Origin of the sequence: Antarctobacter albus (assembly GCF_900101505.1) — a bacterium.
Classification (GTDB): domain Bacteria; phylum Pseudomonadota; class Alphaproteobacteria; order Rhodobacterales; family Rhodobacteraceae; genus Antarctobacter; species Antarctobacter albus.
In genome coordinates, this window is record NZ_FMZI01000003.1 from 126,993 (window position 1) to 140,326 (window position 13,334).

13 protein-coding genes are annotated in these 13,334 nt (G+C 64.5%); 12 read left to right on the top strand and 1 reads right to left on the bottom strand.

Going from position 1 to position 13,334, the window contains the following annotated elements:
- Positions 1–105: 105 nt before the first annotated feature.
- The 10 genes from BLQ71_RS06165 to BLQ71_RS06210 all read left to right on the top strand — a co-directional run bounded on the left by BLQ71_RS06165 (position 106) and on the right by BLQ71_RS06210 (position 9,093).
- Positions 106–2,094, top strand: a complete 1,989-nt coding sequence (locus BLQ71_RS06165) for an AMP-binding protein (RefSeq protein ID WP_074621097.1) — start codon at positions 106–108, stop codon at positions 2,092–2,094.
- Between the two features lie 91 nt (positions 2,095–2,185).
- Positions 2,186–3,040, top strand: a complete 855-nt coding sequence (locus BLQ71_RS06170) for an ABC transporter ATP-binding protein (RefSeq protein ID WP_074621098.1) — start codon at positions 2,186–2,188, stop codon at positions 3,038–3,040.
- An 85-nt stretch (positions 3,041–3,125) separates the two neighbouring features.
- Positions 3,126–4,079: a branched-chain amino acid ABC transporter permease gene (locus BLQ71_RS06175; RefSeq protein ID WP_043136078.1), complete on the top strand. Its 954-nt coding sequence runs from the start codon at positions 3,126–3,128 to the stop codon at positions 4,077–4,079.
- 82 nt (positions 4,080–4,161) lie between these two features.
- Positions 4,162–4,410, top strand: a complete 249-nt coding sequence (locus tag BLQ71_RS06180) for a hypothetical protein (RefSeq protein ID WP_043136079.1) — start codon at positions 4,162–4,164, stop codon at positions 4,408–4,410.
- Positions 4,411–4,414: 4 nt separating this feature from the next.
- Positions 4,415–4,690, top strand: a complete 276-nt coding sequence (locus BLQ71_RS06185) for a hypothetical protein (protein ID WP_069209271.1) — start codon at positions 4,415–4,417, stop codon at positions 4,688–4,690.
- A gap of 3 nt (positions 4,691–4,693) precedes the next feature.
- Positions 4,694–5,179 (top strand): hypothetical protein, encoded by a 486-nt coding sequence (locus tag BLQ71_RS06190; RefSeq protein ID WP_074621099.1) that lies wholly within the window; start codon positions 4,694–4,696, stop codon positions 5,177–5,179.
- 28 nt (positions 5,180–5,207) lie between these two features.
- Positions 5,208–6,284, top strand: a complete 1,077-nt coding sequence (locus tag BLQ71_RS06195; protein ID WP_043136084.1) for a branched-chain amino acid ABC transporter permease — start codon at positions 5,208–5,210, stop codon at positions 6,282–6,284.
- A gap of 96 nt (positions 6,285–6,380) precedes the next feature.
- The gene (locus BLQ71_RS06200; RefSeq protein WP_074621100.1) at positions 6,381–7,676 is read left to right on the top strand and encodes an ABC transporter substrate-binding protein; all 1,296 of its coding nucleotides are present in this window, start codon (positions 6,381–6,383) and stop codon (positions 7,674–7,676) included.
- A 113-nt stretch (positions 7,677–7,789) separates the two neighbouring features.
- Complete coding sequence (locus BLQ71_RS06205; protein ID WP_043136089.1) at positions 7,790–8,614, top strand: ABC transporter ATP-binding protein; 825 nt, start codon at positions 7,790–7,792, stop codon at positions 8,612–8,614.
- A 62-nt stretch (positions 8,615–8,676) separates the two neighbouring features.
- On the top strand, positions 8,677–9,093 hold the full coding sequence (locus BLQ71_RS06210; protein WP_074621101.1) for a cupin domain-containing protein: 417 nt from the start codon (positions 8,677–8,679) through the stop codon (positions 9,091–9,093).
- Positions 9,094–9,141: 48 nt separating this feature from the next.
- Here the strand turns inward: BLQ71_RS06210 and BLQ71_RS06215 are convergent, their stop codons facing one another.
- Complete coding sequence (locus BLQ71_RS06215; RefSeq protein ID WP_069209267.1) at positions 9,142–10,011, bottom strand: hypothetical protein; 870 nt, start codon at positions 10,009–10,011, stop codon at positions 9,142–9,144.
- Between the two features lie 206 nt (positions 10,012–10,217).
- Here BLQ71_RS06215 and BLQ71_RS06220 point away from each other — a divergent pair, with 206 nt between their 5' ends.
- Entirely contained in the window at positions 10,218–11,390 is a 1,173-nt protein-coding gene (locus BLQ71_RS06220; RefSeq protein ID WP_074621102.1) for a phenylacetate--CoA ligase family protein, read from the top strand.
- 215 nt (positions 11,391–11,605) lie between these two features.
- Complete coding sequence (locus BLQ71_RS06225; protein WP_069209265.1) at positions 11,606–13,294, top strand: peptidoglycan-binding protein; 1,689 nt, start codon at positions 11,606–11,608, stop codon at positions 13,292–13,294.
- The last annotated feature ends 40 nt before the right edge of the window (positions 13,295–13,334 follow it).

Consider the following 13,334-nt stretch of genomic DNA (forward strand, 5'->3'; position numbering starts at 1 on the left):
AAAGTTGACCGCAAGCTTGGGACTTGCCCAAATGAAGGCCAGAATCGCGATCAACAGCGAGCGGCCCGGACACATGGGCACCACGAGGGATGTCGGGGGACCGGCATGGGAGGAATAGACTTGGCACATTTGGCTGAGGGCGTGGAAGGTCTGCGCTCTGTCCCGGCACTGTTGCATCGCAATGCCACCGAGTTCGGCAATGCGCCCGCCTACCGTGAAAAGGAATACGGGATCTGGCAGAGCTGGACCTGGGCGGAGACGGAAAAGGAAATCGAGGCGCTGGCCCTGGGCCTGCTGAACCTCGGCGTCAACGAGGGCGATTACGTCGCCATCATCGGGCGCAACCGTCCCACGCTTTACTGGTCGATGGTTGCCGCGCAAAGTGTCGGCGCGATCCCGGTGCCGCTGTACCAGGATGCGGTGGCCGAAGAGATGGAATACGTGCTGGGCCATTGCGGCGCGCGCTTTGCCATCGTCGCGGACCAGGAACAGGCCGACAAGGTCATCGAGGTGCAGGACGACCTGCACCAGTTCGAACACCTGATCTACGTCGATCCGCGCGGCATGCGGAAATACGAGCATTCCCACCTGCACGAATACAGCCACGTCCAGGATCAGGGACGCGCCGCGCGCGACGAATACCTGCCCGAGCTGAAGCGGCGGCGTGACAAGCTGACCTACGACGACACCTGCGTGATGCTCTACACCTCGGGCACCACGGGCAAGCCCAAGGGCGTGGTCCTGTCGAACCGCAACATCATCGAGGCGGCCAAGTCCTCGTCCGAGTTCGACCATTTGCGGCGCAGCGACAGCGTGCTGGCCTATCTGCCGATGGCCTGGGTGGGCGATTTCATCTTTTCCATCGGTCAGGCCTACTGGTGTGGCTTCTGCGTGAACTGCCCCGAGGCGCCGCAGACCATGTACGAGAACCTGCACGAGATCGGGCCGACCTATTTCTTTGCCCCGCCGCGCTATTTCGAGGAGCGTATCACCGCGATCACCATCCGGATGGAAGACGCGGGCCGGGTCAAGAAATGGCTCTATGACACGTTCATGGCCCATGCGCGCAAGGTCGGGCCGCGGATTCTGGACGGCAAGCCGGTCGGGTTCATGGATCGGCTGAAATATGCGCTGGGCCAGGTTCTGGTCTATGGACCTGTGCGCAACCGCGCGGGCATGACCAAGGTCCGCGTGGCTTATACGGCGGGCGAGGCGATCGGGCCGGAAATCTTCGATTTCTGGCGCTCGCTGGGGATCAACCTCAAACAGCTTTACGGTCAGACGGAGGCCAGCGTCTTCATCACCGTTCAGCCCGATGGAGAGGTGCGCTCGGATACGGTGGGTGTGCCCGCGCCGGGGGTGGAAATCCGCATCGCCGAGAATGGCGAGGTCTTTTACCGGTCGCCCGGCGCCTTCGTGGAGTACTACAAGAACCCCGAAAGCACGCGCGACACCAAGGATGCCGAAGGCTGGGTGGCCACGGGCGATGCCGGTTTCATCGAGGAAGACACCGGCCACCTGCGCATCATCGACCGGGCCAAGGACGTGGGCCAGATGGCGGATGGATCGCTGTTCGCGCCGAAATACGTCGAGAACAAGCTGAAGTTCTTTCCCAATATCCTGGAGGCGGTGGTCTTTGGCGCGGGCAAGGATCGCTGTACGGCCTTCATCAACATCGACCTGACGGCGGTGGGCAACTGGGCGGAACGCAACAACATCGCCTATGCCTCGTACCAAGAACTGGCCGGGCATCCGCAGGTGCTGGAGACGGTGCAGAAACACGTCGAGGAGGTGAACGAGAGCGTGGCGCAGGACGACATGTTGTCGGGCTGCCAGGTGCACCGTTTCCTGATCCTGCACAAGGAGCTGGACGCCGACGATGGCGAACTGACCCGGACCCGCAAGGTGCGCCGCAAGATCATCGGAGAGAAGTTCGAGGACCTGGTGACCGCTTTGTATGACGGGTCGGAGAGCGTCTACACTGAGACCGAGGTCACCTACGAGGACGGGCGCAAGGGCAAGATCAAGGCGACACTGGAAATCCGCGACGCCAAGGTCTGGCCGGTCAAGCCCAAGGCGATGGCGGCGGAATGATGGTCGGACGCTCCCACGCCTGCGGCGCGTATCGCCCCGCCCACCATCCCTTTGGGCGCCCTTGTCCGGGGGACGAACCAGGTGGCGGTGTATGCCGGGGTATTTTCACCAAGAAGAAGCAGGGGGCAGTCGCGTGAAAGACACCGAAGGATACGTCACCGCGGACGGGCGCCAGATTGGCGGCGTTCTGATGGAGATGAAGAACATCACGCTGAAATTCGGCGGGGTGACGGCGATTTCCGATATCTCCTTTGACGTGCATGAGGGCGAGATCCGGGCGATCATCGGCCCGAACGGTGCGGGCAAGTCCTCGATGCTCAACATCATCTCTGGGTTCTATACGCCGACCATCGGCGAGGTCTGGTACAAGGGCGCAAAGCGCCCGCAGATGAAACCCTATGAGGTCGCCCGCATGGGCGTGGCGCGCACCTTCCAGAACATCGCGCTGTTCGAGGGGATGACGGTGCTGGACAACGTGATGACCGGCCGGCTGACGCATATGAACGCCTCGATCGCAAGCCAAGCTCTGTGGTGGGGCCGGGCGCGCAACGAGGAAATGGAAAACCGCGAGATCGTCGAGAAGGTCATAGACTTCCTCGAGATCCAGGCCATCCGCAAGACGCCGGTGGGGCGGCTGCCCTACGGTCTGAAAAAGCGGGTCGAACTGGCGCGCGCGCTGGCCGCCGAACCGTCGATCCTGCTACTGGACGAACCGATGGCGGGGATGAACGTCGAGGAGAAGGAGGACATGAGCCGCTTTATCCTGGACGTGAACGACGAGTTCGGCACCACGATCTGCCTGATCGAACACGACATGGGCGTGGTCATGGACCTCTCCGACCGGGTCGTGGTGATGGATTACGGCAAGAAGATCGGCGACGGCACGCCCGACGAGGTGCGCAACAACCAGGACGTGATCGACGCCTACCTGGGGGTGCCGCATTGAGACCTGAACACGACACCGTCCCGGGCCCGATCCGGGATCTCCACGCCAGCCATGAGGCCCCGGTCCGGGGCGGGGAGCGCAAGACATGCTGAGAGACATCTTCATCAATCCTTTCGTGGACATGTACGAGGCGCCGGACCTGTTCCTGCAGACCCTCTGGGAGGGGCTGGTATCAGGCGTGCTCTATGCACTGATCGCGCTGGGGTTCGTGCTGATCTTCCGGTCGAGCCGGATCTTCAACTTTGCCCAGGGCATCATGGTGGTCTTTGCGGCGCTGACGCTGGTGGGGCTTTATGCATATGGCATCCCCGCCTGGATCGCGGTGCTGCTGACCCTGGGCGTGATGTTCGTGCTGGCGGTCAGCATCGAACGGGTGGTGCTGCGGCCGCTTGTGGGCCAGCCTGACATCATACTCTTCATGGCAACCATCGGGGTCAGCCTGTTCCTGATCGGCCTGGGCGAGATCATATTTGGCGGCGAGAACAAGCAGATGATCACCAGCGAGCTGGGCATTCCCACCGGGGAAACCCTGCTGGAACCCTGGGGCGGTCTGCTGATCCTGCCGCATCTCGACATCACCGTGGTCGTGGTTGGCGGGGTGCTGGTGGCGGCGCTGCTGGCCTTCCTCAACTATACCAAGATGGGCCGGGCCATCCGCGCGCTGGGTGACGACCACCAGGCGGCGCTGTCGGTTGGCATCTCTTTGCAGACGATCTGGGTGCTGGTCTGGTTCATTGCAGGGATCATCGCGCTGGTCACGGGCATTGCCTGGGGCGCGCGGGCAGGGGTGAGCTTTGCCCTCGAGGTGATCGCCTACAAGGCCCTGCCGGTGCTCATGCTGGGGGGACTGGAAAGCATCACCGGCGCCATCGTCGGCGGGCTGATGATCGGCATCCTGGAAAAGCTGTTCGACGGCTACTGGGGCTACCCGATCCTGGGCGGCAACACCGAGACCTGGTTCGCCTTCGTGCTGGCGCTGATCGTGCTGCTGTTCCGCCCGCAGGGCCTGTTCGGGGAACGTATCATCGAAAGGGTCTAGGGCGGTCCGGGTCTGCCCGGATCGGACAAGGTCGGAGGAGCGGGTGGCGCTGGTCCACCCGACGCCCGGAGGAGGGGCGGAAATGTCGAAGCTGATAGCCATTCTGAACGTGATCGCCTGGGCCGGGTTCTGGTCCTTCGGCTACCTTGCCCTGACCGGAAACCCGGAGGCGGGGGGACGCATGACCATCGCGCTGCTGCTGGCGGCGGCGGGTGCCGCGGTGGGGCTCTGGGCCTATTTCTGGCTGGTGCGCCATTCCGAGGCGACCGGCTATGCGAAACCGGCGGCAAGCCGGGCGCGCTACGAGGCGGACGAAGGGCTGGAGGGCTGAGAAGATGAGCACGCCTCGGGAGAGACGGCAGGTCGCGCGCCCCGTGCAGCGCCCCGATCCGGGGATTGCCGACCTGGCACGCGGTGCCAACGGGCTGGGCGAAAGCGACGACATGGTCAAGATGACCAACGCCATGACGGGGATGGTCTCGGCAGGGATGCATGGCGCGCTGGCGGTGGGCCTGTCCGGTGCCGCGCTGACGCTGAACATGATGGCACGTCTGGCCGGACTAGGGTCCGTTCCAAGGCGCCGCCAGCAGGATGACCGGGAGGAAGGCTGAGCCATGACGGAGGCTGCGGCAGGCAAGGACGGTTGGCTGACGGCAGGGCTTGTCTCTGCCGGCGTGACCGGACTCGCCGCCGTGGTGCTGGGGCTCTTTCTCTTCGCGATGCTGGGCGGTGGGCCGGAGTTCCTCTTGGGGATCGTCGTGCTGGCCGTGACCGTTCCGGTGCCCTGGGTCTGCCTGTCGGTGCTTAGCCGGGTCCGTGCGGCTGAACAGGACATCGGCGAGACCGCGCCGCCGCGCTGGCAGGCCTGGGGCACGCTGCTGCTGGCCTCGCTGTCCTGGGCGGCGGTGAACTGGGCGGTGATCGGACTGGTGCGGATGCAGCAGGCGGATCACCCGGGGCAGGACCTGAGCTGGATCCAGATCGGATCGGTGGCCGGTTTCCTGTTCGTGCCGCTGCCGGCGCTGATCGCGCTGTTGAATTTCTGCCTGCGGGGACGGCCTGTCCGTCCCGGCGGCTACATCGGAGAAGCCGCGGGCTGAACCGCGACGAGACAAGGGGAGGACGGCGATGCTGTATCGCACCGCTGGGCAGTTCAAGACGAGTTACGAGGCAGACCAGGCGTTGTTCCCGGTCAAGCAGGACGCCTTCCTGCTGGGCTTCATCATGGTGTTGGCCTGGGTGATCTTTCCGCTGACGGCCAGCGAGTTCACCTTTCAGACGCTGCTGATCCCGATCCTGATCTATTCGCTTGCCGCGCTGGGGCTGAACATCCTCACGGGCTACGCCGGGCAGCTGTCGCTGGGCACGGCGGCCTTCATGGGGGTGGGCGCCTATGCCTGCTACAAGATGATCACCATCATGCCGTGGATGAACCCGATCATCGCGATCCTGCTGTCGGGTGTCTTCAGCGCGGGCGTCGGCGTGGCCTTCGGCATCCCCAGCCTGCGGATCAAGGGGTTCTACCTGGCGATCGCGACGCTGGCGGCGCAGTTCTTCCTGGTCTGGCTGTTCGAGAAATGGGCCTGGCTCTACAACTATAATGCCTCGGGCGCGATCCAGGTGCCGAACCTCGACATCTTCGGGCTGTATGTGTCCGGCCCGCAGGCGGATTCGATTGTCCAGTATTACCTGGTGCTGTTCATCGTCTGTCTGCTGACCTGGGTTTGCATCAACCTCACGCGCGGCAACCTTGGCCGGACGTGGAAGGCGACGCGCGACATGGACATCGCCGCCGAGCTGATCGGCATCAACCTGATGAAATCCAAGCTGACGGCCTTTGCGATCTCGTCCTACATCGTGGGCGTGGCGGGGGCGCTGTTCGTCTTCATGTGGCGCGGCGCGGCGGAACCCAACCTTTTCGACATTCCGCTGTCGTTCCGGATCCTGTTCATCGCGATCATCGGCGGGCTGGGGTCGATCCTGGGCAACTACCTGGGTGCGATCCTGATCGTCGGGCTGCCGGTGGTGCTGAACCTGGTGCCCGAGGCGCTTGGCATCCCGCTGTCGTCCTCGATGGTGGAACACCTGAACTTCATGATCGTGGGCGGGCTGATCGTGTTCTTTCTGATCGTCGAGCCGCACGGCCTGGCGCAGCTTTGGCGGCTGCTGCGGGAGAAACTGATCCTCTGGCCATTCCCCTATTGAGATGGGTGCAAAGCACCCATCCTACGGCCGCGTTCTGCGGCCCAAGAAGAAGACCAAGACGCAATACCCAATGAGACATTCCAAGGGAGGAAAGACATGAAACACTTTACCAGACTGGCCCTTGCCGGCGCTTTGGCGGCGGCAACCGCCGGGGCCTCGATGGCGCAGGAGCTTTACGCGCCGAACCTTGCATACCGGACCGGCCCCTTTGCCGCGACGGGCATCCCGCTGATGAACGGGCAGGCCGACTACATGACCCTGCTGAACGAACGCGATGGCGGTATCGGCGGGGCCAAGATCGACTTCGAGGAATGCGAAACCGGCTATTCCACGGAAAAGGGTGTGGAATGCTATGAAAAGACCAAGGGTAAGGCCATCGTGACCCAGCCCTGGTCGACCGGGATCACCCTGCAGGTGCTGCCCAAGACCAACGTCGACGCGATCCCGATCCTGGCGCCGGGCTATGGCTTCAGCCCGATGATGGACGGCAAGACCTTCCAGTGGGCGTTCAACACGCCGGCGGGCTACTGGGATGCCGCTGACATGATCATCCAGTATCTGGAAAGCCAGGGCAGCCTGAACGGCAAGAAAATTGCCTTCCTGCACCTCGATCACCCCTACGGCAAGGAGCCGATCCCGGTTCTGGAGCAACTGGCCGCGGAAAAGGGCTTTGAGCTGAGCCCGATCCCGGTGGGCCTGAAGGAAATGCAGAACCAGTCGGCCCAGTGGCTGCAGATCCGGCGCATGCGTCCCGACTATGTCGTGATGTGGGGCTGGGGCGCGATGAACGCCGGCGCCATCACAGAAGCGGTGAAGACCAAATTCCCGATGGAGAACTTCCTGGGTGTCTGGTGGTCCGGTCATGATGCCGATCTTGCTATCGCCGGCGCGGACGCCAAGGGCTACAAGTCGATCAGCTGGTCCTTCCCGAAAATGGATGCGCCGGTCATGAAGGACATCCAGTCGATGGTCATCGACAAGGGCATGTCCAAGACCGACGAGACCGAGATGAAAGGCGTGTTCTACTCGCGCGGTATCGTGATCTCGGCGATTCTGGCCGAGGGGATCCGCGCGGCTCAGGCCGAGTATGGCACCGCCGAGATCAACGCGGAACAGCTGCGCTGGGGTCTTGAACACATCGACATGACCGAAGAGCGCATCGCAGAACTGGGACTGGACGGCATGGTGCCGCCCTTCAAGACCTCCTGTGCCAACCACACCGGCCATTCGGGCGGCTGGATGCTGGAATGGGACGGCGAGAAGTTCGTCAAGGTCTCGGATCTGCTGACGCCGAACGTGGCAGGCTACCAGGCGCTGGCAGAGGAAAAGGCGAAGGAATACGCCGATGCCAACGCTCCCTGGCCGGTGAACGAAGGCTGTGACGCGATGTGATCGCGACAGGCCCCGGCGGAGCACCCGCCTCGCCGGGGCCGATTTTCGAATATTTTCAGAGAGAAGAAGCAGCAGGGGCGGCACCGGGCCGACCCAAAGCGCGAGGTGAGACGATGCTGGATGCGGGACGGACGGACGAGGCCCTGCTCGAGGTCAACAACATCGAGGTGATCTACAACCACGTGATCCTCGTGCTGAAGGGCGTCAGCCTGACCGTGAACAAGGGCGGGATCACCGCGCTTCTGGGCGGCAACGGCGCGGGCAAGACCACGACGCTGAAGGCGATTTCCAATCTTCTGCACTCGGAACGCGGCGAGGTGACCAAGGGCTCCATCGTCTACAAGGGCGAGCGGGTGCAGGACCTTGACCCGGCGGCGCTGGTGAAACGCGGCGTGATCCAGGTGATGGAAGGCCGCCATTGTTTCGAGCACCTGACCGTCGAGGAAAACCTGATGACGGGTGCCTATACGCGCAAGGACGGCAAGGCGGCCGTCGAGGCGGACCTAGAGATGGTCTATTCCTATTTCCCGCGCCTGAAGGAGCGCCGCCGCAGCCAGGCTGGCTATACCTCGGGAGGGGAACAGCAGATGACGGCGATCGGGCGGGCGCTGATGTCGCGGCCTGAAACGATCCTGCTGGATGAACCCAGCATGGGGCTGGCGCCGCAGCTGGTGGAACAGATCTTCGAGATCGTGAAATCGGTGAACGAGAACGAGGGCGTAAGTTTCCTGCTGGCCGAGCAGAACACCAACGTGGCGCTGAAATACGCCCATTCCGGCTATATCCTGGAAAACGGGCGCGTCGTGATGGACGGACCCGCCGCCGAGCTGCGGGAAAACCCCGACGTCAAGGAATTCTACCTGGGGATGTCGGACGAAGGGCGCAAATCCTTCCGCGATGTGCGGTCCTACCGGCGCCGCAAGCGGTGGCTGGCCTGAGTCGCTGCCGATACGGCCCCGATTGCCGGCGCGAAGGCCGGTCCTTCCAGAGGAGTGATGCAATGATCCGTTCTGTCCCGCCCTGTCTTGCGTTTGCTGGCGCCGCCATGCTGGCCTCTGCGGCGCTGCTGGGCGCGACGCCCGTGCAGGCCAGCGACCTGGTGGTGCATGAGGTGCTGTCGGAACAACCGCTCTCGGATGCGCCGGACATGAAGGTGGTCATCAGCCAAATGACGATCAAGCCGGACGGTATGATCGAGCGCCATGCCCATCCCGGCGACATGCATGCGGTCGTTCTGCGCGGCGGGCGCATCGAGGGGCCGGACGGCGCCGAACAGGTGCTGGCCGAGGGGACCGTGATCTTTGTGTCCGCAGGGGATGCACATGGCCCGCTGCGCAACCTGGGCGACAGCGATATCGAACTGATGGTGACCTATGTGGTCAACGTCCTGGAACCCTTTTCCTGGCCGGTCGAGTGACGTGATGGCACGGGATGCGGCATACCGGAACGCTGGGCGAGGGAAACACTACCCGCGCCCCTGCGAAGCCACGGCGTCCTGCGTCGTGGGCCGGGCGGATCGATAGCCATGTTTCGCGCGCATGTCCTCGATCCGGGCCAGCGCCTCGGCGCGCGTGTTGCGGATGTTGGGACGAAAGTCCTGGCTTTCGGCGCGCAGCCGGATGTCGGCCTCAGTCTCGGAGCCCGGCGCATAGCGCACCGTCCCCAGCGAATGATCCAGGTTCAGCTTCTTGCCCCGGTGCGCGTATTGCACCCAGGCGGCGGGCAGGATCTGCGTGCCCTCGTAGTTGATCAGGAAGAACCACCTGTCACGCCCGCTGTCGGCGATGCGGCTTTCGATGTGGTCGTAGAAATCGTTGACGTCGCGGGAATGATTGAAGGTGAACCAGGAAAAATCCACCTCCATGATGCCGGCTTCCTCGTCGAAGGCGATCCGGTGAAAGAAATCCTGCGGAGTGTAGTTCGGATCGTGCTGCACATGGGCGCGGCGGCGGGAAGGCATCTGGCCGAGCCGGATCAGCGCATCGGCGCGGTTGGTGAACAGGTTGGGATCAAAGGCCTCGGTCCGTGCGGCGCGTTCGATCTGGGCGGCGGTCTCCGGCGAGGCGTCGAAGCGCACCGATCCCATCGAGTGTGCCATGTTCAGCGCCCGACCGCGACGGGCGTAGGCTACCCAGGCCGTGCTGTCGATGCGTGTTCCGTTGAGATTGATCAGGAAGAACCACAGCTCTTCGCCGGTGTCCGCGATGCGGGCCTCGATCCGGTCGTAGAAGCGGTTCACCGTGGCCGAGTTGTCGAAGTCGAAGCCGGAGAAATCGACCTCCATCACCTGGCGGACGTCGTCGAACCGGATGCGGGCATCAATATCGTCGTGCATCTCGGGGCCTCCTCTCCCTTTGACTGGGCAGACCCTAGGGGCAGTGGCCGGGGGGCACCTTGTTCCAGATCAATTTGCTTGCCGGCACAACAGAGCCGCGGCGTGAACACAAGACGGGACCGGCGCGTCCGGCCGGGACCGGGGATGACGGGGACGCGGGGCAGGGCCGCCTGCGCCCGTACGACGGACTTTCGAAGGAGAGCGTGATGAGCACCTATTTCGACGAGCTGGAGACGCGCAGCCGCGATGCGCGCGAGGCGGCACAGCTGGAGGCGCTGAACGTACAGTTGGCCAGGCAGGGGATCGACCCGCTGGAAGACCTGTCGGGCCTGTCCGCTCTGCCGGTGCTGCGCAAGGCCGACCTGGTTGCGAAACAGGCGGCGGAACCGCCCTTTGGCGGGTTGCCGGTGTCGAACCTGGCGCATGTCTTTCAAAGCCCGGGACCGATCTACGAGCCGGGTGGACTCAGCCACGACTGGTGGCGCATGGGCCGTTTCCTGAATGCCTGCGGGATCGGGCGGGGCGACATCGTGCAAAACTGTTTCGGCTATCACCTGACCCCGGCGGGAATGATCTTTGAGTCCGGTGCGCGGGCGGTGGGGGCTGCCGTGCTGCCCGCCGGGACGGGCCAGACTGAACTGCAGGCGCGGGCGGCCCGGGACATCGGGGTGACGGCCTACGCGGGGACGCCGGATTATCTCAAGATGATTATGGAAAAGGCCGACGAGATGGGGCTGGAACTGGGCATCACGCGGGCGGCGGTCGGGGGCGGCGCGCTCTTTCCCTCGTTGCGTCAGTATTATGCGGATCGCGGCATCCAGTGCCTGCAATGCTACGCCACGGCGGACCTGGGCAATGTCGCATACGAAAGCCCCGAGATGGAAGGCATGATCCTCGATGAACATGTGATCGTCGAGCTGGTCACGCCGGGCACGGGTGACCCGGTTCCCGAGGGCGAGGTGGGCGAGATCGTGGTGACGACGCTGAACCCCGACTATCCGCTGATCCGCTTTGCCACCGGTGACCTGAGCGCCGTGCTGCCGGGGGAAAGCCCCTGCGGCCGGACCAACACCCGGATCAAGGGCTGGATGGGCCGCGCCGACCAGACGACCAAGATCAAGGGCATGTTCGTGCGCCCCGAACAGGTGGCGCAACTGGTGGCCAAACACGCAGAGATCGCGCGCGCCCGCGTCGTGGCCAGTCGCGAAGGCGAGATGGACGTGATGACGGTCCGGATCGAGGCGGAAGGCGGCGATGCCGCGACCTACGAAGGGACCGTGGCCGAGGTGTTGAAGCTGAAGGGCAAGGTCGAACTGGTCGCCCCCGGGGCACTGCCACGCGACGGGTTGGTGATCGAGGACCAGCGCAGCTACGACTGAGCGGGGAGGGGGCTCTGCCCCCGTCCCTGCGGGACTCCCCCGAGGTATTTTGAAAAACCAAAGAAACAGGGGCGCGCCGGCCCGTTTTCGCGTCCGTAGGGACGGTGCAGGGATGACTTGGGCGAAAGGCCGCCCATTTTCCCCGGAGGTGACGCTTGTCCTGTGGCGGGCAGGCGGTAGGCTTGTCCGGTAACAGACGACCGGGAGGACCTCTCATGCGGATATTCGCCCTTGCCCTGGCGGGCGCGATCCTGGGCGCGACGGGCGCGCAGGCGACCGGCGACGCGCTGGTGATCGGCAACAGCCGCTACACCGCTGTCCAGACGCTGTTCGGGGCGCAACGTGTGACCGTGGCGGCCGATGCCCTGCGCGAAAAGGGATTTGACGTGTCGCTGGCGCAGGACGCGGATGCCGCCGGCATGCGCCGCGCCTTCGCCGAGTTCGCAGCGATGCTGGACGATGATGGCGGGCCCGTGGTGATCCTGCTCTCGGGCGCATTCGTGCATGGGGTCGGGGGCAGCTACCTGGTCCCGGTCACCGGGTCGGGGCGGATCGACGAGGCCGAGGTGCTGGTCCAGGGTTTTCCGCTGGACGCGGCCCTGTCGATCCTGTCAGCCTACCAGGGACGGGCCTTCCTGGTCCTGGGGGAGACCCCGACCGATCCCGACCTGGGCCTGTTCCTGTCCGAGGGGCTGGGTGAACTGGACATCCCGCAGGGGGTGACGGTGATTCGCGGACCGGCGGTGGACGTCGCGCGCTATGCGGCACGTGACCTGGCCCGCACCGGACGCTTCGTGTTGCGCGCGGCGCTGGACTATGAACTGGAGGTCGAGGGTTACGCGCCGCATACGCAGGTGATCGTGCGCGCCGAGGATGTGACCGGGCCCCGTGATCCGTCGGAACCTGGACGACCCGACCCTGCGGCCTTTACGCGGGCGGCGGATGAGGCGGCCTGGCGGCTGGCCCAGGAGGCGGATTCGCCCGACGGCTATCGCGCCTACCTTGACGGATTTCCGGACGGGCAGAATGCCAATGCTGCGCGGCAGCGCCTGAATGCGCTGAATTCCGAGCCCTTCTACCGCGAGCGCCGCGCCGAAGAGGCGCTGGAGCTGACACGAGAGCAACGGCGGGGCATCCAGAGGGCCTTGTCGATCCTTGGGTATGACACGCGCGGCATCGACGGCATCTTTGGCGACGGAACCCGGGGGGCGATCCGGCGCTGGCAGGAGGATTCGGGCCTGCGCGTGACCAGCTATCTCAGCCGGGACCAGATCGTGCGGCTGCAGGATCAATCGGCCCGGCGTGCGGCAGAACTGGAACGCGAAGCAGAAGAACGGCGGCTGGAGCGGGAACGCGAAGAGCGGGCCTATTGGCGGCAGGTCGAACGACGGGGCGAAGAAGCCGGGTTCCGGGACTACCTGCAGAAGTATCCCGAAGGCCAGTTCGCCGAAGAGGCCCGCCGCGTGCTGCAGGAGATCGACGACCGCCGCGCGGAACAGGCCGCCGGTCAGGACAGGCGCGACTGGGCCAAGGCGGCACAGGCCAACACGACAAGCGCCTACCGGACCTATTTGCAGGACTGGCCCAACGGCGCCTTCCGCGCCGAGGCGCAGCAGCGAATCGCCCTTTTGGAACACGATGCCTCCAAGGTGCGCGACGCGGTGGCGGCACGGCAGGAAGAGCAGGCGATGAACCTGAACTTCGTGGCCCGCCAGCTGGCCGAACGGAGGCTGGATCAGCTGGGCCTCAAACCGGGCAAGGTGGACGGCCGATTCGACGAGAACACGCGGGCGGCCATACGCCGATACCAGGATTCGCGCGGGCTGCGTGTGTCGGGCTATCTCGACGAGCAGACGGTGGTGCGGCTCTTGGCAGATGGAATCATCGGGCTGGACCGGGACTGATCCGGTCTGGCCCAGAAATGGGGCACCTGCCCAAAGAAAA

Excerpts from the sequence above, each read along its gene's own strand:
- BLQ71_RS06165 (WP_074621097.1), top strand. The coding sequence starts at position 106 with ATGGGAGGAATAGACTTGGCACATTTGGCTGAGGGCGTGGAAGGTCTG.
- BLQ71_RS06170 (WP_074621098.1), top strand. The coding sequence starts at position 2,186 with ATGCCGGGGTATTTTCACCAAGAAGAAGCAGGGGGCAGTCGCGTGAAA.
- BLQ71_RS06220 (WP_074621102.1), top strand. The coding sequence starts at position 10,218 with ATGAGCACCTATTTCGACGAGCTGGAGACGCGCAGCCGCGATGCGCGC.
- BLQ71_RS06180 (WP_043136079.1), top strand. The coding sequence starts at position 4,162 with ATGTCGAAGCTGATAGCCATTCTGAACGTGATCGCCTGGGCCGGGTTC.
- BLQ71_RS06210 (WP_074621101.1), top strand. The coding sequence starts at position 8,677 with ATGATCCGTTCTGTCCCGCCCTGTCTTGCGTTTGCTGGCGCCGCCATG.
- BLQ71_RS06215 (WP_069209267.1), bottom strand. The coding sequence starts at position 10,011 with ATGCACGACGATATTGATGCCCGCATCCGGTTCGACGACGTCCGCCAG.
- BLQ71_RS06185 (WP_069209271.1), top strand. The coding sequence starts at position 4,415 with ATGAGCACGCCTCGGGAGAGACGGCAGGTCGCGCGCCCCGTGCAGCGC.
- BLQ71_RS06195 (WP_043136084.1), top strand. The coding sequence starts at position 5,208 with ATGCTGTATCGCACCGCTGGGCAGTTCAAGACGAGTTACGAGGCAGAC.
- BLQ71_RS06190 (WP_074621099.1), top strand. The coding sequence starts at position 4,694 with ATGACGGAGGCTGCGGCAGGCAAGGACGGTTGGCTGACGGCAGGGCTT.
- BLQ71_RS06205 (WP_043136089.1), top strand. The coding sequence starts at position 7,790 with ATGCTGGATGCGGGACGGACGGACGAGGCCCTGCTCGAGGTCAACAAC.
- BLQ71_RS06175 (WP_043136078.1), top strand. The coding sequence starts at position 3,126 with ATGCTGAGAGACATCTTCATCAATCCTTTCGTGGACATGTACGAGGCG.
- BLQ71_RS06200 (WP_074621100.1), top strand. The coding sequence starts at position 6,381 with ATGAAACACTTTACCAGACTGGCCCTTGCCGGCGCTTTGGCGGCGGCA.
- BLQ71_RS06225 (WP_069209265.1), top strand. The coding sequence starts at position 11,606 with ATGCGGATATTCGCCCTTGCCCTGGCGGGCGCGATCCTGGGCGCGACG.